The organism is Sporolactobacillus laevolacticus DSM 442, from assembly GCF_000497245.1.
Lineage (GTDB): Bacteria > Bacillota > Bacilli > Bacillales > Sporolactobacillaceae > Sporolactobacillus > Sporolactobacillus laevolacticus.
In genome coordinates this window covers 1-22,483 of sequence record NZ_AWTC01000001.1, presented here as the reverse complement: position 1 = coordinate 22,483, position 22,483 = coordinate 1, and the positions used below count along the sequence as shown (strand labels likewise).

At 41.2% G+C, this 22,483-nt stretch carries 17 protein-coding genes; 12 read left to right on the top strand and 5 right to left on the bottom strand.

Annotation, left to right across the window (positions count from 1 at the left end; translation table 11 throughout):
* The first annotated feature begins 72 nt into the window (after nt 1-72).
* Nucleotides 73-207 carry a hypothetical protein gene (locus P343_RS37585; RefSeq protein WP_023508348.1) on the top strand — a complete coding sequence of 45 codons (135 nt, stop codon included), beginning with the start codon at nt 73-75 and terminating at the stop codon, nt 205-207.
* A 15-nt stretch (nt 208-222) separates the two neighbouring features.
* On the opposite strand, the gene P343_RS19440 is transcribed toward P343_RS37585, so the two are convergent.
* On the bottom strand, nt 223-900 hold the full coding sequence (locus P343_RS19440; RefSeq protein WP_023508347.1) for an HAD family hydrolase: 678 nt from the start codon (nt 898-900) through the stop codon (nt 223-225).
* 136 nt (nt 901-1,036) lie between these two features.
* Here P343_RS19440 and P343_RS19435 point away from each other — a divergent pair, with 136 nt between their 5' ends.
* The 6 genes from P343_RS19435 (at nt 1,037) to P343_RS19410 (ending at nt 6,428) form a co-directional block, all read left to right on the top strand.
* Entirely contained in the window at nt 1,037-1,372 is a 336-nt protein-coding gene (locus P343_RS19435) for an NUDIX domain-containing protein (protein WP_051384687.1), read from the top strand.
* A 136-nt stretch (nt 1,373-1,508) separates the two neighbouring features.
* Complete coding sequence (locus tag P343_RS19430; protein ID WP_023508346.1) at nt 1,509-1,958, top strand: GNAT family N-acetyltransferase; 450 nt, start codon at nt 1,509-1,511, stop codon at nt 1,956-1,958.
* 77 nt (nt 1,959-2,035) lie between these two features.
* Nucleotides 2,036-2,374, top strand: coding sequence for a carboxymuconolactone decarboxylase family protein (locus P343_RS19425; RefSeq protein ID WP_023508345.1), 339 nt, complete (start codon nt 2,036-2,038; stop codon nt 2,372-2,374).
* 21 nt (nt 2,375-2,395) lie between these two features.
* On the top strand, nt 2,396-3,151 hold the full coding sequence (gene thyX / locus P343_RS19420; RefSeq protein ID WP_023508344.1) for an FAD-dependent thymidylate synthase: 756 nt from the start codon (nt 2,396-2,398) through the stop codon (nt 3,149-3,151).
* Between the two features lie 78 nt (nt 3,152-3,229).
* Entirely contained in the window at nt 3,230-4,174 is a 945-nt protein-coding gene (argC, locus tag P343_RS19415) for an N-acetyl-gamma-glutamyl-phosphate reductase (RefSeq protein WP_023508343.1), read from the top strand.
* A gap of 286 nt (nt 4,175-4,460) precedes the next feature.
* A complete protein-coding gene (locus P343_RS19410; RefSeq protein WP_023508342.1) occupies nt 4,461-6,428 on the top strand; it encodes a methyl-accepting chemotaxis protein in 1,968 nt (655 codons plus the stop codon).
* A 96-nt stretch (nt 6,429-6,524) separates the two neighbouring features.
* Here the strand turns inward: P343_RS19410 and P343_RS19405 are convergent, their stop codons facing one another.
* The 3 genes from P343_RS19405 to P343_RS19395 all read right to left on the bottom strand — a co-directional run bounded on the left by P343_RS19405 (nt 6,525) and on the right by P343_RS19395 (nt 11,692).
* Nucleotides 6,525-9,749: an MMPL family transporter gene (locus tag P343_RS19405; protein WP_023508341.1), complete on the bottom strand. Its 3,225-nt coding sequence runs from the start codon at nt 9,747-9,749 to the stop codon at nt 6,525-6,527.
* Complete coding sequence (locus P343_RS19400) at nt 9,746-10,195, bottom strand: MarR family winged helix-turn-helix transcriptional regulator (RefSeq protein ID WP_023508340.1); 450 nt, start codon at nt 10,193-10,195, stop codon at nt 9,746-9,748. The genes P343_RS19405 and P343_RS19400 overlap by 4 nt, the downstream gene beginning before the upstream one ends.
* A 228-nt stretch (nt 10,196-10,423) precedes the next feature.
* On the bottom strand, nt 10,424-11,692 hold the full coding sequence (locus P343_RS19395) for an APC family permease (RefSeq protein ID WP_023508339.1): 1,269 nt from the start codon (nt 11,690-11,692) through the stop codon (nt 10,424-10,426).
* A 143-nt stretch (nt 11,693-11,835) separates the two neighbouring features.
* Between P343_RS19395 and P343_RS19390 the strand changes: the two genes are divergently transcribed.
* Nucleotides 11,836-12,729: a LysR family transcriptional regulator gene (locus P343_RS19390; protein ID WP_023508338.1), complete on the top strand. Its 894-nt coding sequence runs from the start codon at nt 11,836-11,838 to the stop codon at nt 12,727-12,729.
* A gap of 89 nt (nt 12,730-12,818) precedes the next feature.
* Here the strand turns inward: P343_RS19390 and P343_RS0118330 are convergent, their stop codons facing one another.
* Complete coding sequence (locus P343_RS0118330) at nt 12,819-13,787, bottom strand: acrylyl-CoA reductase family protein (protein ID WP_031263472.1); 969 nt, start codon at nt 13,785-13,787, stop codon at nt 12,819-12,821.
* Between the two features lie 173 nt (nt 13,788-13,960).
* Between P343_RS0118330 and P343_RS19385 the strand changes: the two genes are divergently transcribed.
* From P343_RS19385 to P343_RS19370, 4 genes are all read left to right on the top strand, one after another.
* Entirely contained in the window at nt 13,961-14,446 is a 486-nt protein-coding gene (locus P343_RS19385) for a Dps family protein (RefSeq protein ID WP_023508337.1), read from the top strand.
* A gap of 638 nt (nt 14,447-15,084) precedes the next feature.
* Nucleotides 15,085-17,709 (top strand): winged helix-turn-helix domain-containing protein, encoded by a 2,625-nt coding sequence (locus tag P343_RS37640; RefSeq protein WP_023508335.1) that lies wholly within the window; start codon nt 15,085-15,087, stop codon nt 17,707-17,709.
* A gap of 156 nt (nt 17,710-17,865) precedes the next feature.
* Nucleotides 17,866-20,877 carry an InlB B-repeat-containing protein gene (locus tag P343_RS19375; RefSeq protein WP_168371012.1) on the top strand — a complete coding sequence of 1,004 codons (3,012 nt, stop codon included), beginning with the start codon at nt 17,866-17,868 and terminating at the stop codon, nt 20,875-20,877.
* Nucleotides 20,878-21,114: 237 nt separating this feature from the next.
* Entirely contained in the window at nt 21,115-22,443 is a 1,329-nt protein-coding gene (locus P343_RS19370) for an IS3 family transposase (RefSeq protein WP_031263471.1), read from the top strand.
* The last annotated feature ends 40 nt before the right edge of the window (nt 22,444-22,483 follow it).

Genomic DNA, 22,483 nt, shown 5'->3' with positions numbered 1-22,483 from the left:
ATCGCAAGTTCAATGAAATTTTATTTGTGATAAAATAAAAAAATACATAGCAAAATATTGGAGGAAAAACCAGTGGACAAGAAAATTAAAAGTGAAGAAGGCAAAAAAAAGAAAGTAAACATTGTACTCATCATTGCTGTAATCTGCGTGATCGACGTGATTGCGACTTTGATTTACTATTACTCTTCAGGTGCTTTTCATTTTTAAAGAAAATGATTTAATTTATTGAATGATGTTGAGCAAATCATCAAATGAATGAATGATGTATTCAGGTTTTTTGTTGTGCACATTTATTTTTCGGGTTCTATTCAGCCATACTGTTTTGATGCCGGCACTTTGCGCGCCTGCCACATCACTTGTTAAAGAATCTCCGACATGGATGACGTCTTCAGCAGATAGATTGCTTTTTTCTAAAGCTTTGTGAAACATCTCAGTCTGCGGTTTATAGGATTTGACCGACTCGCTCGTAATCACATCCGTAATATGATTCAGTTGATGATAGGCGATTGCTGCCTTTAGATCGGCTGTGTCAATATTCGATACGATATAAACCGGAACCAGGTTCTGCTTTAAAAAATCTGCAGCATCTGCAAAAATTTCTGGCTTTTTCCAGTAATCGAACTGAAGCTGACACAATTCGGTTTCATTCAATGGTGAATGGAAAAAGTTTAGTGTCTGGCGTAGCGCAAGCAGTTCAATTTCTCTTTGCGTTTTGAAATTTGCTTCATAACTGTTGTTACATAACTTCTGAAATTTTGTATACCATAAGTGGCCAATGTCCGATTGAGAGATTTCTGAATGCAAGCTTTTCTGAATTTTACTTAAAATGATGCTGATGATCTTTCCATCTTCATGAACCACTGTTCCGTAAAAATCGAGAAATAGTGCTTTAATAGACATGATTCTCCACCTATTTTAGTAATCTTTTTTTATTATAATCCAAAGTAACACAGATCATTATATAATGCCCCATTGTTTTATAGATAAAAATTCAGTTTTTTAGTCTAGTATTTTCCTTATCATGGAGGTGTTGACTATGGGTTATATTGAACAAATACGGGCACTTGTCGGACATCGTCCGATTATCTTAAATGTTGCCGGTGCTTTAATAGTGGATGAATTGGGTAGGGTGCTGCTGCAAAAACGTACCTTTCCCTCAGAAACATGGGGTATTCCCTGCGGCATGATGGAGCTTGGCGAGTCTACCAAGGAAACGGCAAAGCGTGAAATCTTTGAAGAAACCGGATTGACAATTGCCCATCTGCATTTGTTCAATGTGTACTCAGGATCAAGCTTTACCAAGCGGAGAACGGCGATCAATACTATACAGTCAGTACATTATATACCACAACTGACTATAAAGGGACGTTAAAAATTGATCCAAGTGAATCGGACACATTTGAATTCCGCTCCTCTGATCAATTACCAGAAAAGATGTTTCCAGAGCATCGTCGTATCCTAACTGAATTTTTCGATCTGAAGCACAGCAATCAAAAGAGGCAAATAAAATGAAAATCCTCAAGAGAGATTCCAATGAACCAGAAGCACTCGAATTAATGAATGAGCTTTCACAGATCCTTGAGAAGATCACAGGGAGCAGCGGACGCGGGTCATTCAACATCGAGGATGTACGTTCTCCACGTTCACTTTTTGCAGTCGCTTATCTTCAAGAAGAAGCTGTGGGATGCGGGGCGATTCGTCCAATTGACGAGACGACAGCAGAAGTTAAACGCATGTATGCAAGATTAAGCGGTAAAGGCATAGGCAGCGCTCTGTTAAACTATCTGGAAACGGAAGCTCGAAAAATGGGATACACGAAATTAATTCTGGAAACAAGAGTAATCAATCGAAAAGCAGTTCTCTTTTATGAAAGTAAATCATACAAACGAATTCAAAATTACGGAAAGTATGCGAACAGGCCTGAATCCGTCTGCTTTGAGAAAAAATTAGTGGACTAAGTTCTCTCAAACAATAGAACATCTTGTAGTGTTCTTCCTCATTAAGCAAGAAAATTTTAGGGGGAGGTGCGATTCAATTGACGGCAGAACAACTTAAACAACAACGTATGACTTATAATCAGAAATTAATTGAAACGGATTCTTTTTTCAAGAGTTTTGGTGAACTCGATGCAAATGCATATGCTGATGGTGCAATTAGTAAAAAGAATAAAGAATTAATGGGTCTTGCAATTTCCGTAGTGACTCGCTGCAACGAATGTGTGCTCTATCATTTAGAAACGTCAATCAAGGCGGAAGCGACAAAAGAAGAACTCATTGAAGCGATCAAAATCGGTGTTATCGGCGGAGGTTCTATAACATATCCGAACGCAAGATTTGCGATTAAGATGATCGAAGAATTGCTAAACGATAAATAATTAGGAAGAGGAGGAGATTTTTTGGAAGTATCGTTGCTGGCGCATACGCAATTAAGCAAAACATTTCGTAAGAAAATTAAGCAGGAAATGGATCAATTGAAGGAATTGGACTGTAACCCAACGGATGGACAGGTTATCGCCTTATCTGCAATAAGAAACTGCTATTCTTCTACATACCCGAGCGAAATTTTCATAAAAGAAAACAAGAAATATTTCAGCCGAAAAGCATCGGATGGAGAAAGGGGATCTGACGCTGAGCGGTTATTTCGCCAGATTGTTCATAGTGGTCACCTCAGTACAATGGAACATCTTAACTTTACTTTTTCCATCCAAGACGTGAGCAGGGCACTTCTCGCTCAACTAACCAGGCACAGGGTTGGTTTCTCATTTTCAGTAGAGAGCCAGAGGTATACAAGACTTGGCAGCAAAGACAAATCAGGCGGATTTAACTATGTGATCCCCCCGTCGATTGAGAAAGCGGGTGCTGATGCTGTGTCTATTTTTGAGTCCACAATGCGTGTGCTTCAAGACAATTATGATGCACTTCGCGAAAAAGGTGTTCCGCCGGAAGACAGCAGATCTGTATTGCCTAATGCAGCTGTGACCAATATTGTCATGACAGCAAACTTGAGAGCGTTGCTTGACTTCTATGAAAAACGCAGACACGGTCATGGTGCACAATGGGAAATCGCAGATATGGCTGAAGAATTGAGAAGATGTGTTATCGAAGTGGAACCTTGGACAAATCAATTTTTTGCTCCAGAAGACAAACAATGACTTTTTCTATGGAGCTCGGATACTTGTTGCTGAATGCTACTTTATGATAGGAGATCATCATTTGGAAGGCGGTGTGTCATGTTTAATGTATATGTGGACGGTCAATATGGAACAACAGGTTTAAAAATTCAGGAATATTTGTCTAAGCATGAAAATGTTGAATTGTTAACTATTGACTATGAAAAGAGAAGAGACCTTCAAACGAGAAAGAAATACATGAATGAAGCAGATTTAGTCTTTTTATGCCTTCCAGACCAGGCTGCCCGTGAAGCAGTTAAATTGGTTGAAAACAATAAAACGAAAATTATTGACGCCAGTACCGCACATAGAACTAACGATGACTGGGCTTACGGCATTCCCGAACTAGATCCGCAGCAAAGAGAAAAAATTAGAAATTCTAAGCGAGTGAGTGTTCCAGGTTGCCATGCAACGGCATCCATACTGGCACTTGCTCCATTAGTTAATAAGGGGATTGTTCCATCTGATTATCCAGTGTCTATTTTTTCCGTTACAGGCTATAGTGGCGGAGGTAAAGATACGATTGCACGATATGAAACAAGTAATAGAAAAACCTATCTAGAAATACCCAGACACTATGCATTGAACTTAAACCACAAGCATTTGCCAGAAATTATGAAATATACAGGACTCAAAGATAAACCTCTTTTTACGCCTATCATTTGTAATTACTATAAAGGGTTGGCGGTGAGCATCCCGCTTTTTCCTAAGTATCTAACCGGAAACAAGTCACCTGAGGATATACGAGACTTTTTAGAAGACTATTATTCCGAAGAAAGATTCGTAAAAGTAATAAATTCTGATAATGAAAGACTACTTGAAGATGGGACTTTTGACATAACGGGATGCAACGATACGAATAGAGCAGATATTTTTGTGTTTGGTAGTTCAGAGAGAATACAGCTTATGGCAAGATTAGATAATTTAGGCAAGGGAGCGTCCGGTGCAGCGATCCAATGTATGAACCTTATGCTTAATATCCCTGAGGAGACAGGCTTGGTTTAAAAATGGGTTACCGATCGTTAAGGCACACATGAAACAACTACAAATATATATCTAGGTAAAAATACCTGTTTTTCCCTATTGCATCATAATTAACTTCATTTCAGTGAAAAAAGTCCGATATTTAATTTGCGGGCTTTTTTGTGTACATGCAAACGAAAGAGAATCCAATTATCTTAAGACGCAACAAACGCCGAAAAAACAAGATAATTGGTTATTTTTAACTTTTTAATTCTGCAATGAAAAAATTAAAGCAACTGAAGGGACAAAGCAGCTTATGAGAGGGAATTTGGGGTCGAAACTAAGTCTTAAAGCTATTGAAATTTTGCTGATTGTTTTTGTTGTAGTTGTGCCTGATTTAATTATTTTTTCTATTGTCTACAATGATGTTGGAACCTCGCTTAGCAATCAGTTATACGCTGATGCTAAGAATAATGTTCAGATGTTAAATGACAACATTACCCAATTCATCAATGAGGACACCTATGCTATTAATGCGGTGAGTAAACAGCTTTCCGGTGGTGATCTGAGCAAAAAGCAGAGCGTGCAAGATCTGTTGTCTCAAGTACCGAAATCACATGCGAGCATAAATGCTGTGACAGTAGGTAATAATCAAGGACAATATGTACGTTCACCCCAAGCTGTATTGGCAAATAAAGTAAATCACGAAACATGGTACAAACAGGCTATGGCGAATCCGGGAAAAATAATTATTACTCCACCATTTATATCGACTCTTGATCATAAATTAACCATTGTTATGGCCAAATCAACACCTGACGGAAAAGCGGCTGTGGGGATGGATGTCGATATCAGTTCACTTCAAAAAATCGTAAAAAAAGTATCGGTCGGCAAAAACGGATACGCCTTTTTACTTGATGCTAAAGGAATTTGGATTGCAGATCCTATTGCCAAAACAGGATCAAAAGCAAATCCCGATCTGATCAATCCTTTATCAAAAAACAAAGCTGGAATGATGCAAGACCCTGAGAAAGGGAAAAACAATACCATTTTTTACTCAACCAATTCATTAACTGGTTGGAAAATCGGCGGGGTTATGGCGAATAAGGACGTGAGTGCTGTTGTTAATCCGCTATTATATAAAATTATTTTAATTGCAGCAGCTTTGCTCATCGTTTTCTCAAGTCTTGCCCTATATTATATTTTAAGACGCATTATCAAGCCGCTTGAACATTTTGTTGTTCTATTTTCAAAGATTAGTGGAGGCGACTTGACTCATAAAATTGGTGATGAAATCAATGTCAATCGTGAATTTGCAAAACTAGGCTTATTCGCGAACCAAATGATTGATAAATTGAAAGTACTCATGGAGAAAATTACCCAAAAGTCGGAAATGCTGGCTGCTTCATCCGAGGAACTTTCGGCATCAACTGAGGAAAATAAAGCCACTTCAGATGAAATTGCGAACTCCATTCAAGCCATCGCTTCTGAAGCAGGTGAATCTTCAGCAAAGATTGAAGGCACGAAAAAATCCTCATCAGCGATTAGTAAGGAACTTGTAGTGATCTCTGATAAAGCAATCACGCTTGATCAAGCTTCAGTAACTACAGTACAAAAAGTGGGTAATGGGCAACAATCATTAGAGAAAGCAAGTAACCAAATGAGTCATATCAAGGAAACCCATTCACAGGTGTCTGCAACTTTGGATGAACTCATGAATCAAGTAGATAACATTGGCAAAATGAATAGCTTGATTGATGAAATCGCTGCACAAACCCATTTACTTTCTTTAAATGCAGCTATTGAAGCAGCACGTGCCGGTGAGGAAGGTAAAGGCTTTGCGGTTGTTGCCGATGAAATCCGTAAATTGGCAAAAGAGTCGGCGGATTCCACGAAACAGATTTCTGAAGTCGTTCATTCGATCCAGGAAAAATCATCAGCTGTTTTGAAGTCAATGGAAAGCGGCACAATTGAGATTGAAAAGGGAATCAATACAGTTCATCAAACTGGGCAGTCATTTGTTGAAATTCAAGATTCAATGAATACTGTATCGAGTGAAGTCACTGATGTCACACATTCAATAAAAACAATAACCGGTGAAGTAGAGAACGTGAATGTTGCTCTAGTTAGTATTGCAGAGCTGGCATCTGTTGCAAGTGAAAACTCGGAAAATGTGTCCGCAGCTACAGAAGAGCAATCAGCAGCAATGGAAGAGGTGGCAGGAAGCGCAACAACTTTATCAACAATGGCAGATGAACTGCAGCAGCTTGTTGCCGTATTTAAAGTTAGTGATTGAACGAGTAGACCTTCATTCTGAATTAGACACCAATAAATAAGCACACAAAAAAGTCGGACCTAGGTCCGACTTTTTTTGTATTTATAAAGCAACAGTTTATAGTGATTCGTTTTGGTCAAGCTTGAGTTCATTAGGCTTTTTAGGAATGAATGGCCACCAGTTACCTCGTCCAAATAGTTTTACCATTACTGGGACGAACAATGGGATGATAACCGCTGCATAAAGGACCAAGCCGATGATGACGACAGCTGAAATCTCTACAAGCGATAACATACCTGAAGGCATCATTGCAGCGAAGGTTCCGCTTAGGATAAGCACAGCGGAGAAAATGACGCTGCCCATGTGCCATAGGGTCAAAAGCAGCCGCTCTTTAATTGCTAATCTCGCATATTCATTGAATCGCGTCATAACAAAGATTGAATAATCAATACCCAATGCAACAAGAACAATAAATCCGAAGAACTGGGTCGTCCATGTCAGACCTGAATAATGGAGCAGCTTCGTGAAAATGAGTTCGGCAAAACCCATTGATGAGAAATAAGTTAAGAGCAGGGAAGCCATCAAATAGGTTGGCATGCTTAGTGAACGCAAGACAATCACGAGTGCGATAAAGACACCAATGATGACAAAGGTGACAGCCTTTTGGTAATCCGACCCGGAAAGCTGTTTCAAATCACTGTTAAAGCTGGCGATGCCGTTGATACCGACGTGCGCATTTTCTAGTTTTGTTCCTTTTAATAGTGAAGGTAGTTCTTTCTTCAGAGCTCGGAAATGGGCAATCCCTTCATTTGTATAAGGATCATCTTTCATTGTGACGCTGATGCTGGTAATTTTTCCATCTTTGCTCATGTACTGATCGAGTGCTGACTTAAACGATTTATTGTTGAAAATTTGATCTGGAACATAAATACCCGATTGTGCGTAAGACACTTCGGTCCAATTGCCGATAAAATCATTGGCTGAGTTGACACCATTTTTTATTTTCTTAGCTCCGTCTGCCCCTTTAGCCAATCCGCCGGACAAGCTCTTCATCTGGCTTTGGACGTCACCGAAGCCACTTTTTAATTGATTTTGTCCTGAAGCAATTTGATCCAGTGCGTTAGTAATTTGCGGTGTATTTTGTACAACCTGATCCTGACCGCTGCTTGCTTTATTTAACCCATCTTCAAGCTGACCGAGACCGGTGTCTAATTGCGATAGCCCAGATTTAAAGGCGCTCATACCGTTTGTAACCTTTGTAGACTGACTGTTCAGCTGATTCATTGCATCTGCCAATGACTGAATGCCTTTGTTCAATTGAGTGATCTGTGTCTGGGCACTCTGCGTTTGTTTTGTGATGGCAGATTGTATTGCTGTTTGCATATTCTTCATGTCTGCAGGTAATTGCTGTAATCCTGCGGCGAGTTGACGGAAATTTGGATCTTGCATCGCTTCGGGATGTGCAGCCAGATAAGCTTGCATACTCGTTTGAATCTGGCCAAGCGTTTTTTCTAATGCAGTTGTATCAATTGCCGGCTGTGCGCCAGATCCTGTTGAGAATTGGCTAAGCTGATCCGAAATGGCCTGCAGATTTTTGGCAACCTGCTGATACCCGTTTTGGATTTGCTCTTGCCCTGATTGAAGCTGGGTCAATTGTGTTTCTGCACTTTGAACATTCTTTCTGATCTCTGCTGTTCCGGCAGAACCGGATTTAATGCCGTCGGAAATTTGCGTAAGCACATCCTGCATCTTCTGAACACCATTTTTTGTGTCATTGGTACCCGTTTGCAGATTGTCTATTCCTGTGAGAGCGGAATTAAGCTGTAGCTGTGATGCATTGATTTTCTTGCTCGTGTTTTGAAGACTGTTCTGTAGTGTTCCCAAACCATCTGTTGCATCCGACAAACCTTTGTGAATGGTATCCGATTGTTTTGTGACGTAAATATCATCTAAGCGATTCCCAAGCGGTCGAGAAACACTCATGACTTTATCAACGTTTGGATCCTTCTTAATAGCGATGGAAAGTCGCTCAATCAGTGCGACATAATCTGTCGTTCGCATGTTATCGTCGTTTTGCAGGTAAATGGTTGCCGGAGAAATGTTGCCTGCCCCGAAATCTTTAGAAACCACATCAAATCCGGCTTTCGCTGCGTACTGATCAGGTAGCTCTTCTGGAGAGTTAAACGAAAGCTGACCGCTATATGTGATAATCGGAGGAATAGTAAAGAGTGCAACAATCAAAAGGGCAATGATTGGACGTGTAAACGCAAGTTTTCCTGCACCTGCCCACAGATTACTTTTTGGCTCTCTGATTGTACCGTTCATTGGCCAGAATAATTGCTTGCCTAAGGTCACCATAAAGAGCGGGAGCAGAGTAAACAGTGCTAGAAGCAGGAAGATAACCCCGACCCCGACAGCCATTGCGCTGCGATACAAATTAAACTGCACAAAAGCGAGTGACAGAAAAGCGATAAAAACAGGAATACCACTATGCAGAACAGTAGTACCAGCAGTTTTAAAGGTTGTCAGGGCTGCTTGATATTTATCCTTACCCTTAGCAAGTTCTTCTTTGAATCGACTCAAAAGCAAGATGCAATAATCCGTACCTATGCCGAACATAATCGCAACCATGAAGATTTGTGTAAAATTAGAAACGGGAAAGTTCATGTATTTTACGAGAAAAGCGACGACAACCTGAGCCACCATATAACTGAGCCCGACCGTAAAGAGAGGTACGAAAGGTGCGACAAACGAACGAAAAACAAGAAAAAGAACGACAAGGATGAAGACGACCGTAATGCCTTCGGTTTTATGAAGTCCACTTTCCGCTGAGGTACTCATATCATCATTAATTAATTGCTGGCCGGTTAAATACGTTTTGACGCCTGATGTCTTAATTTCGGCATCCATTTTTGTGCGCAATGCATGCACACTGGCTACACTAATATTTTTTACCTGGAATGCTGCGATCAGTGTTTTCTTGTTCTTGGAGACGAATTGGTCTTTAAGATCCTTGTGATCAAAACTATCAATAATGCTTTCGATTTTTAGGCTTTTTTTATGATCTTTGACCTGTTGCAGTGTTTTTTCAATGTCATTCATATTTTGTTCAGTCAAGCCTTGGTTAGCGTGGAACACTGCAACATATGTGGTTGTATCCTGCTTACCGCTGAATTTCTTTTCAATTTTCCCGGCTACACTGGTTGAATAATCCTTTGGAAGTGCATAGCCGCCTTTATCACGTACTAACTCATTCATATTTGGAGAAGTAAAGATGAGCGCGGCTAGCCCAATAATCCATAAACCAAGTAAAACCCATCTTAATGAAATAATCTTTCTCATTTTTTCGCCTTCTGTCGCATAATAGTTTCGTTGATCTTCAAATAGATTCGGATAAATTCCTTGCTGTCTTTCTCGCCGACTTCTTTAATCCATTCTCCGACAAGCTCATGAATCTTTCGTTCACCTTCGAGATAGATTGATGTTCCTAAGGCCGTGTTATATAATCCGAAGCTTCGATTATCGATCATCCGTTTTTCAATATAGCCTTTATCCACCAATCGATTGACACGAATGCTGACGCCGCTTTTGTTGATATCTAGCAGGCTCGCGATTTGGACAGGGCTAGTTCCCGGTTTTTTTTCCAACATCCGGAGTAAACAAAGCTGCTCATAAGTGATGCCATGTGCTTTGATAATCCCTTCAACAGCTTCATGAACCTTATTAGATGTATAGATGGACAAATCTTCATAAGCACTTATCAGGGATTTGACCGAATCTAATTCCATGTAACATACCTCCATAAATAGATAACTGTATTAACTGTTTACCATGTTAACAATTAATAGTTAATACTGTCAACCAAAATACATTTCTTTTACAATTCGTATGTATCAAGAAAAAATAATTTTCATTTGAATTGGGATTCGAGCAAAGAAGAGAGCAAAATGAGCATATAAAAACACATTGTTGAGAGAAAATCCTCAGTACAATGTGTTTCTTAATGACAAATTTTATTATCGTTTCGAAATGATGCTCTGTCTGCCTACTTTCATTGGTTTCCCTAAAAAAACGAATAGGGCAATGGCAGCTGGATAGATGATTGCCCAGCCAACGAACAGAAACATGATTGATGTTGTAACTAGTGAAATCAAGCTAGTGATGAATGGCTTTTTATCTTTTCTAAAAAGCTTAACTCCTGCCGCACATCCTCCGAGATAGGTAAGCAGAAACGTTGCGTTTGGCAGTTGGATTAAGGTGCCAAGATTTACGGCATGCATACCGTACAGGCTCATGATGATGATAAAACATAGTGACAAAAAGGTAAGTCCGCCAGATGGTGTCTGATATTTGTCGGAGACTTTTCCAAACCATCGTGGTGCGTGACCGTTATTTGAAAGTGATAAGGCTAGCCGTGATGCAGCGCCTATATAGGCCACAACCGTTGCGAGACAAATCAGCAGGGCAGAAACACCGATCAAAATCGCGCCAATGCGACCAAAAGCATGTTCTGCTACGACGACAAGTGCTGCCTGGGCACTCATTTTATAACTATTTGTTCCAATAACGGCTGCAGCGCTTAAGAAATAAAGGATACCGATCAAAGCGGCAGAAATAAGCGTTGCCTGAGTGACATCTTTTTCAGGATGAACAAATTCTTCGGACAAATGGGATACTGCCTCCCAGCCGATAAAGCACCAGAAGAGAATCGTCGAAGCTGCGCCGATACCAAGCGCACCGTGAGTCATAAAAGGTTCAAAATTTGCTGCTTTCACATTCGGAACAGCCCCAATGATCGCAGCGATAAGAATGGCAAGTATGCCGCAAACAACTGCAACCTGAACTTTACCGGCCACGCTCATCCCGATATAGTTCAAAGATAAAGCCAGTAAAAGAATGAGGCAGGCAATCAGTATTCTCATGTTCTCAGTCAGACCAAGAGAAGCGCTTAAATAACCTGCTCCGGTTATTGCCGCCACAGGAGCTCCGATCGGAACGGACATTAGGAAAAACCAGCCGATCAAGTGGCCCATTTTTTCCCCAAAAGCCTTGGTCACAAAATAGGACACCCCTCCAGAGTTTGGATAACTTCGTGCTAGATAAGCCATACACATAGAAAGAGGGAACGCAAGCAGCATTAATAGTGCCCAATCCACAAGTGAAGCCGGACCAGCAATCTGAGCTGCCATTCCCGGTATGATTAAAATCCCCGCACCGAGAACAGCACCGATATAAAGCGCGATCGCTTGAGGTAGTCGGATAGTGGGCTTAACAACATTTTTCATGTATTTCTCCTCCTGTATTGATTCTCTGTTTCTTTCCTGTATCATAGAAAAGAAAGAACGATCGGTAAAGATGATTATTCCGATTGGTACCATCAGCAAAACCGATTGATCGTTTGAGCAATACTCTGATAGGAGAGATAATCTTGGAATTTAAACAACTAGTTACATTCCAAAGAGCTGCCGAACAACTTAATTTTACACGTACCGCTGAACAGTTAAATTTTGCTCAATCCAGCGTTACCGCCCATATTAAGGCACTCGAAGATGAATTTGGTGTCCCGCTTTTTGATCGGCTAGGAAAGACACTGGTGCTTACCGAGGCTGGAAGAAAGCTTCAGCGTTATACAAATAGAATTCTTGCATTAACTTCTGAAGCACAAAGAGCAATTGCGGTGGACAAAGAGCCAACTGGAACGCTTGTGATCGGCGCAATTGAGAGCTTATGTACTTATCGGCTGCCTCCAGTACTTTCTGCATTTAAACGTCAATGCCCAAAGGTTCAATTTCAATTTTCACCAGGTGTTTCGGATAAAGACATTCTTGACCAGCTAATTAAAGGGAAACTGGATGCTGCTGTTCTCATGGATGCGTGTGCGTCGCCTGATCTATTCATGATTGAATCTCTGAGAGAAGAATCATCCTGTATTGTCGCCTCTCCCGAACATCTATTATCAATGAAAGATTGGGTGAGTCCTGAAGACCTTTATCAAGAATCTCTGCTTCTTACTGAAAAGGACTGCAGCTATCGGCGCAAGTTTGACGCTGTTTTTTCCAGTAGAGGATTAAGAACAGAACATATCTTTGAATTCGCGAGTGTAGAAGCAATAAAACAATGTGTGATGGCCGGCCTTGGGGTCGCGGTATTGCCGGAAATGACAGTTAAGAAAGAAATTTCTGAAGGCAGTATTAAACCACTTCCTTGGACTGGGAATCAGATAACCGTTCATTCACAGCTCGTTTGGCCAAAAGATAAGTGGGTGTCACCAGCTCTTTCAGTATTTTTGGAGCTGACTCAACAGTATTTAAAAGAGGAATAGAAAAGCCTTGATGCACCCTTTTAACATCAAGACTTTTTACCGCCATCATTCGATTGTCATGCATTAATCTTTATAATGATTCTTCCCACTTATTTTCCCTTTAATAATTGGGGTAGTACATTCGGAAGTTCACGAAATAAAATCTCTTTTTTTATTAAATTGAGTTTCTTTTCATCCTTCATTTCAGCAGCGATACGTTGCCAAATGATTGATCTCTTTTCTGGCGGACAATTCACGGAGTCAACCCCGAGTAGATTAATCCCTCGCAATATGAAGGGAAAGACCGATGTGGGGACTTTGGCGCCGCCGGTAAGCCCGCTAAAAGCAACAGAGCCTCCATAACTGATTTTGCTCAAAATAGCTGCAAGCTGAGATCCTCCAACAGGATCAATCGCTGCGGCAAATTGCTGTTTGTCCAGGCTTTTTATGGTTCCATCATAAACGTCACTTCGGGAGATAATCTCAGAAGCACCAAGTGCTCGTAATAAATCATGCTCTTCAGTTTTTCCCGTGCTTGCAACGACGTGATACCCAAGGTTTGAAAACATGGAAACCGCCAAGCTTCCCACACCGCCGGTCGCTCCGGTTACCAGAACTTTCCCATTGTTAGGCGTAAGGCCGTTTTCTTCGAGCTTATGGATGGACAACGCTGCCGTAAATCCTGCAGTACCGAAAATCATTGCTTCTTTTAGCGTCAATTTTTGCGGAAGTGGAATGAGCCAATCACCAGGAAGCGCAGCGTACTCACTATACCCGCCGAAATGAGAAACACCTAGCTCATATCCGGTTGCAAGCACCGAATCTCCTTCTTTAAAACGTACATCTTTCGAGGATACAACAATGCCAGCCAGATCAATACCGGGAATGAAAGGGTACGCTTTGACAATCTTTCCATCTGGTACGCAAGCTAAAGCATCCTTGTAATTAATAATTGAATAGAGAACCTTTATTAAGACATCTTCTTGCGGCAATTGCTTAATGTCCAGCTTTTTTATTTCTACTGAAAACTGATTTGCCTTTTTATCAACAATTAAAGCGGAAAATGTTTTGTTGCTCATTATTTTAACCTCCACGGTTTGAATCATTAATATTAGGATAAAATTAATTCGTGGTCTGAAATTGAGTATGAAATAGTTTCTCATATAGATACGTTTTGCTAGACATTCAACAAATACCAAATTATAATAATTATAGAAAAGAAATGATTTTAATTAATGGAGGAGAGATTCTTATGGCAATCGCACAAGGAAAAAACACGAAAACCTTTTTAAACCAACAGGTGGCTAACTATGGTCTATTCTATACAAAGCTTCATCAATTGCATTGGTATGTGAAAGGTCACAACTTTTTTACGCTCCATGTGAAATTCGAAGAGCTCTATGATCAAACGACCGCTATTCTTGATGAAGTAGCTGAACGTTTGCTACAAATCGATGGTCAACCCTATTCTACATTACAGGAATTTCTCGAACATGCAAGTTTAAAGGAAAAACCTTACACAACACCATTGACTGAAGACGAAATGGTTCAGATTGTTATTAACGATCTTGTCCTGTTGCGAGATGAACTTGCAGAAGGGATTGTTCTCTCCGACGGTGAGGGAGATGCAGTAACTAACGATATGCTCGTATCAGTAAAAAACAAACTTGATAAAGAAATCTGGTTTTACAGTGCTTTTCTTGGCAAAGATCCAGTTCCTCAAAACAATCTTAAATGAGATTGCTTTATAATAATTGAAAATGATATAGCTTTTTGAGAGATGCCATTGGCATCTCTTTTTTGCGTGATAAGGAAGTTTAAAAATCATGGCGTAATTACTAGGATGATCGGCGTTCCATCGCAATGATTTAGGTTCAAACACGAAAGTGCGAGACTCCTGCGGGACTGCCATTGTTGATGCGAGCCAAGTGAGACCCCGCAGATTACTGCTNTGATTTAGGTTCAAACACGAAAGTGCGAGACTCCTGCGGGACTGCCATTGTTGATGCGAGCCAAGTGAGACCCCGCAGATTACTGCTTTTATGAGGAGGCTCACGGATCGCCCGCGGTCGCACCAGTTGTTGCCAGCAACTGAAGTGTCGTCGAAGCACAAGTTTGGTGAATTAAAGCCGCATAAAAGCGATAGTCAAGGACTGGGCTTGCATGGTTTTTCTGAATGTAATGATTTTATGCATTCGGTAACAACTGCACAAAGTAAACCTGTTCCAACAGAGTAATGAAAACAATAGATAGGGCAGTGGCATATTGTTGACGCAATGAGTTTTTAGAGAATATTAAATATGAAAGCGAATTGCTTGCATCCGTCTCGTTAATCAGTTTATAAAGAGAATAACTAAGTGAACGGAGGATAAGCAGATGCCGCTGCCTGGTCAGAATATAAATGCTTCATTAATGACATCAATTCTTGTTACAAAATGCCACATTCCAAAAATGAAAACAGAAACGCTTCTCCGACCAAGATTAGCTACACTTCTAGATCAAGGGATACAAAAAAAATTGACTTTTGTAAGTGCGCCAGCAGGCTACGGAAAATCGACGTTGCTTGCTGAATGGGCACTCCGGCTGGAACTTCGTCCGGGTTGGCTCTCTTTAGAACAGGCAGATAACAATCTTGTTCGCTTTTGGCGTTATATGATCGTGTCTATTGATGTTCAAAACTTTGGTTTTGAAAAAAGAACACGTCCTTATTTAAATATGCTCTATCCGACTGATTTTGAGCAGGCGCTTAATATGATCTTAAACGAGCTGCAGAAGATCGATCGGACACTTGTGTTAATCTTGGATGATTTTCACTTTCTGATCGAAGAAAGCGTGATCTCGTCTTTTTCCTATTTTATTGAACATTTGCCGGAACACGTTCATCTTTTTGTGGCTAGCCGAACAGAACCTCCTTTTCATTCAGCGAGGCTTCAAGCGAATCAGGATATGCAACGCATACACGCAAAAGAGCTGTCCTTTACCAATGAAGAGGGGGCTGATTTTTACGTTCGTTGCATGAAGCTGCATTTGGATCAAAATGTAGCTACGGACTTGGTGAAGCGAACGGAGGGGTGGGTAACCGCTCTGAAATTGGCAGGAATGGCATTGCAGTATCCAGATCAGATGCTTACGAATATTAAACACTTTTCTGGAGATTTTCACCTGCTGGAGCAATATTTGCTTGAAGAAGTTTTTCATCTGCAAAGTGAAGCTGTCCAAAGTTTTCTCATGAACATTGCCGTTTTAAAAAGGATGAATGCCGCTCTATGTAATGAGCTCACCGGAAGTGATGATGCTCAGAAAATGATCGATTATCTGAATCACGCCCAGCTTTTTCTAACTCCATTGGACGAGAAAAATGGTTGGTATCGTTTTCATCATTTGTTCTCTGAATTTTTACAGCGCAGACTTAATCGAACGAATCCTGGAAAAATCACATCCCAGTATCTGAAGGCAGGAGAATGGTGTGAAAAGCAGCATTTTCAGGAAGAAGCATTAGAATACTACATAACCGGAGAACATTTTGGACCTGCTTTACGTTTGTTGGGAAATATGACAACGAAAATGCTGCGCATGGAATGGTCACTATTAAAATCATGGCTGTCCAAGATACCTAGGGCGATGCTTTTGGAGTGTCCATCACTCTACTTTTCCTACGCACTCTCCTTACTGTACGGTGATAAAAAGTACATTTTAGTCGAAAAAATGCTTAGTGAAGCGGAGAAACAAATTGATCGTTTGGCAGGCAGTTGGACGACGGATGAAAAGAATAATTTTTGGGGCAGCTTTTATTTTGTAAAGGCGTATTTCTCCGCGGAGGCATTACACGACATGAATCTGGTCGTTCAGAATATGAAGCGTTCCAGACAATTTAATCCGTCGGGACCGAAACTCGTTTTCGCCCAGAAAAATACGGGCACGCCTTCCATGGTCAAAGATCATGTTGCGCCGCCTGAAGGTCAATTGCATCGTTCACTTCTGACTCCCTTTTACCAAAATATAATCGCAACGGTTGATGATCTGGATTTGGGATCTCCGGCAAGGGTCGGGCTCTCTGAGTTTCTTTATGAATGGGATGACCTTGACGAAGCTGAATCTACATTAAATGTTGTTTTTGAATCAACAGATTTTAATAATCCGGTTGCTTCCGAAGCGTTGGTACCCGCGTGGCTATTGCATTCCCACATCAAAAAAGCTCAAGGATTATTGGTTGAAGCCGAGCAAATCTTGCTGCAGGCAAAGAGGAACTGTATGGTTCTAGGGGTTCCGTCCGCACTGATATATTTCGATGCAGAGCTGGCTGATCTTGCTCTAAAGCAGGGGAATATGGAACCGGCGGATGAATGGATCAAGCGCTATTCGCTGTCCATCAATGATGAATTATCAGTCGCTCGGCTGTTCGAATATCTTTTCTTGCTTCGCATTTTAATTATGAAGAACTGCTTTGAAGAGGCGCGGACACTTTCTGAAAGGCTTAGGACTGTCTCCTATAATGGAAAACGTGTTTTCTATTGGACAGAAGTCATGATCTTACAATCGCTTCTTCTGCAGAAGACGGGAAAAACAGAGTTCGCTCTTGAAAAATTGAGAACAGTATTAAATCGAACTGAACCCGAAGAATTTATACGCATCTTTGTTGATGAAGGCAGGCCGATGGCAGAATTACTTTCCCTGTATGTCCGGATGCCGAAGGGCATACAAACCGGAGGCGCGCCATCTCTGAATTATATTCGCTTACTCCTGTCTCGTTTTAAAAACAAGACAGGTGAGTTTGCGGAGGATCAGCCCTCTGTTTTAGTCAATCCGTTGACTGACCTTTTAACGAAACAGGAAAGTAATGTGCTGCAATTGATTGTACGAGGAATGACGAACAAAGAAATGGCTGAAAAACTGAACATCAGTTATGGCACGGTCAAAACGCATATCAATAATGTATACAGTAAACTCGACGTTCACAGTCGATTGACAGCAATTCGAAAAGGAAAAGAATTGGGACTTTGAATTTATTCACGAAAGATCCACCCCTGTCTCTACCCGGGGGTGGATCTTTTTTTTTACATTTTTAGATATAATTTTATGCGAAAGAACGATGTGATGTATATCACAATGAACACTATTTATGAAATTTTCTATAAGGAAGGAGATGATTCAACAAACATGCATTCGAAAAAATACCCTTTTATTTTTCTCGCTTTTATAGTATTGCTATCACCAATTATTCAATTATTTACCTATCCCCAAGTAGGGCTTGCTGCTGCCTCGAGCTTCGCCGGGGGCACCGGAACAGCAGAAGATCCCTGGATAATCGCAACACCGCAGCAATTGGATAATGTACGTAATGATTTATCTGCCCATTATCAATTGGTAAATGATATTGATTTGTCATCGTATGTATCATCAGGTGGTGCAGGTTATCATGGCGGTGCCGGCTGGGAACCGATCGGAAATGATTTAACCTCTTTCACAGGTACATTTGATGGGCAGGGGCACAAGATCATCGGACTTCAGATCAATCGTCCTTCGAGCAATTTTATTGGGCTGTTTGGTGATGTGGGCCTTGGTGGAAAGGTTGAGAATATCGGAATAGAGGGTGGCAGTGTCAGTGGAAATATGCACACTGGCGGATTGACAGGAGCGAACGATGGGGGAAGTATTGTTAACTCCTATTCTTCGTGTATCGTATATGGTGATCGCGGTACAGGAGATCTGGTGGGACGTAACTTGGGTAATATTACCAATTCTTATACGACGGGGGATGTAAACGGCCGCGATGGTGCCGGCGGACTTGTCGGCTTTGGTTATGGTGGTAGCATTAATAACACCTACGCAACAGGTCGTGTGAACGGTACATCCTCTGTCGGCAGCCTGGTAGGTATTAATGCCGGATCCACAATTCTGAACAGCTTTTATAATTCTGAAACAACTGGACAATCCGATACTGGCAGGGGGACACCGAAGACAACAGTAGAGATGAAAACCATCTCAACCTATACAGATGCCGGTTGGGATTTTGACAATACTTGGGGGATTAATTCGGCAGTTAACGGTGGTTATCCATTTTTTGTTTCACATTATTCAGTGACCTATAATGACAACAGCGGTACAGCAGGGAGCGTACCGACGGATGGGAATGATTATAAAGAGAACGACACTGTTACTGTAATGAATAATATAGGTGATCTAAGAAAAGACGGTTTTACTTTTGCCGGTTGGAATACAAAACCGGACGGGAGTGGAACGACATATACTCCTGGTGCTCATTTAACAATAGGCGCATCGAATGTGACCTTATACGCCAAGTGGACAATCGACGTGTATTTAATAACGTATAACGGAAATGGCAGTAACGAGGGCAATATAACGTATACTACTCCTTTATCAGAACCGGGAACACAATTTGAAATTGCGGTTAATCAGTTTACCCGATCTGATTACAGTTTTACAGGATGGAATACCAAAGCAGATGGAAGCGGCACAACTTATCAGCCCGGCGACAAATATACTTTAGGCGCGTTCAACGTGACGATGTACGCCCAGTGGGTTCCGGTTGCACGATACCACGTAGCTTATAACGGGAATGGCAATGATGGAGGCTTTGCTCCACCTCAGTCGATGCTTGCCGCACCAGGTGATACAGTGACTGTACAAGGAAATCCCGGTGGACTTAGCCGAGCAGGCTATACATTCGAGGGGTGGAACACCGAATCAGATGGAAGCGGCACGACTTTTCATGTTAATGACCATTTAACGATTAGTGAGTCAAATGTCACACTGTACGCAAAATGGAAGATTAACAGTTATACCATTAGCTTCAACAGTAACGGAGGCAGTGTAGTTCCCAATAAAAACTCCGATTATGGCACAACAATCAGTGCCCCTTCAGCTCCTACAAAAGAAGGCTATACCTTTGACGGATGGTACAAGGACAAGGACTTGACGGAGACCTGGGATTTCAATAAGAATACTGTTGTAGGGGATACGATTCTCTATGCGAAATGGACGGCCAATCGGTACGCGGTACATTTTGACAGTAACGGGGGTAGTGCTGCAGCAGATGTAGGCACAGATTATGGAAATATGATCACCCCCCCTGCCGCTCCGACAAAAAAGGGTTATACGTTTGTCGAATGGTACAAAAATAAAGATTTGATGAAGGTATGGACCTTTGACAAAGATACCGTCATACAGAATACAACACTCTATGCGAAATGGGCGATCAATAGCTACTCTGTAACCTATGACGGAAACGGCAGCGATGGAGGTAGCGCACCAGCTGAAGAAACGTATCCCTATAATAGCGACGTGACCATACCAGAAAATACGGGGTTACTAAGCCGAACCGGCTTCGCATTCGCGGGTTGGAATACGAAAGCGGATGGAAGCGGCACTTCTTATGTAGCCGGTAATCGGATCACGATGGGTTTGTCAAATGTGACCTTGTATGCCCAGTGGAAGATTAATCACTATATGGTTGACTTTGACAGTAATGGAGGATCGTCAGTCGTTAACCAGACTGTGGACTACGGTGCTCAGGCAAGTCGACCAACTGCACCAACGCGAATCGGCTATACGTTTGCCGGTTGGTACAAAGATAAAGACTTGATAAAGGTATGGACCTTTGACAAAGATACCGTCATACAGGATACAACGCTCTATGCGAAATGGACGTTCAACCAGAACACCGTAAATTTTGACAGTAACGGTGGCAGGACGCAACGGGTCAATCAGGTTCCAACCAATCAGGCTCAGGTACGGACCGAATTAACGGCTCAGACCGTCGACAAGACGAGACTTCAGGCGAAATCCGACACCATTGATAAAGAAGGGCTGACGTCCAACGACTTCACAGGAAGCAGTTGGAATGCACTTCAGTCGGCGCAAAAGGCGGCCAAAGTTGTTCTGTCCGATCCAAATGCGACTCAGGTAGAAGTAGATGCTGCTTACGCCAAGCTGACCAGAGCCTATGAGGCGCTGGTCGAAGAATCGAAAGTTGAACAAAATGCTCCGGTTGTTCACCAAACCGTGGATCAATCACGCGAAGAAAAAACCGGCAAACTGCCGACCACCGGAGACGGCAGCGACTTCTTCGCGATGCTAAGCGGGTTGGCTCTGTTCATATTTGCTGGGTTGATCGCCTTCATTACCAGAAGACGTAAGAAGAACAGCTGACCGGTAAATTATTTTCAAGTTCAATCATATTGGGAGAGAACCTATTTCTAAACTGGTACCTGTAATTAGGACACTTGAAAAAGAGTGTTTTACCTACAGGTATTTTTTTATATACTTGAATTTCAAGGATATGGGANTAAACTGGTACCTGTAATTAGGACACTTGAAAAAGAGTGTTTTACCTACAGGTATTTTTTTATATACTTGAATTTCAAGGATATGGGATTAGGAGACAACATGAGTAAACTAACATTTTCGACTAAAGAGATAAAAGCACTTCAAAAGAATCCAAATGTACAACGTGTTAGCGATCGAGCGATTACATATACAGACTCCTTTAAAAGTAGATTCATGGATGAGTATCTGGCTGGCAAACTCCCTAGACAAATCTTTACAGAGAATGGCTTCGATTTGGAGGTTATCGGAATAAAGCGAATGGAACAATCCGCTTATAGGTGGAAGAAAGCCTATGAAAAGAATGGATTAATCGGGCTGACCGATTCGAGGAAAATAGGTTCAGGCAGACCATTAAGACGGGAACTTACATCGTCTGAAGTGATTGAAAGGCAAGAGGCAAGAATTAAGCTGCTCGAAGGGCAGGTGGAGCTATTAAAAAAATTAGAAGCGACAGAAAGGAGGCTGCTAAACGCAAGCGAAAATTTAGATCCAAGTAGTATCTATAAGTTGATTTATGAGACGATTGAACACAATCAATTTAAGCAAATGACCAAGTATTTTTGTGACCTTTTGGAGGTGTCCCGTTCTGGATACTATAGTTATCTAAAGGCCTTCGCTAGCCGAGAAGCAAGAGAACTATTGGACTTAGAAGCGAAAGAAATTATATTAAAGGCGTTTAATCGTCGGGGATATAAGAAGGGATCACGTTCCATAAAAATGATCGTGGAGAATGACTATAACCTGATCTTTAGTCGCAAAAAGATACAGAGAATCATGAGGAAATACGAAATTGTCTGCCCACATCGAAGGGCGAATCCTTATAAAAGGATCGCTAAAGCAACCAAGGAGCATCAGGTCGTTCCAAACAAATTAAACAGAGAATTTAAGCAAGGAGTTCCCGGAAAAGTATTATTAACGGACATTACTTATTTGCCGTATAACGGGAATTGTATGGCTTATTTGTCCGCCGTAAAAGACGCTTCAACTAATGAGATTCTGGCTTATCATGTTTCTGATCGAATCACTTTGGAAGTCGCAACCCAAACCATTCATAAATTAATCAACAATAAGAGAGTTACACTGCATCGTGAGGCTTTTATCCACTCAGACCAAGGGAGCCATTACACAAGCCCAAGATATCAACAGTTATTAAAAAAGTATGGTCTAGGTCAATCGATGTCTCGAAGAGGAAACTGTTGGGATAATGCCCCACAGGAGTCTTTTTTTGGTCATTTAAAAGATGAAATCGATTATCAATCCTGTAAAACATTAAAAGAACTAAAAGCGAAAATAAATCATTATATGGTTTATTATAATAACTATCGCTATCAATGGAATTTAAAAAAGATGACCCCTATTCAATATAGGAATCATCTTCTAGTAGCTTAATCTCTTTTTTTATAGTGTCCTTGACATAGGTACCAGTTTA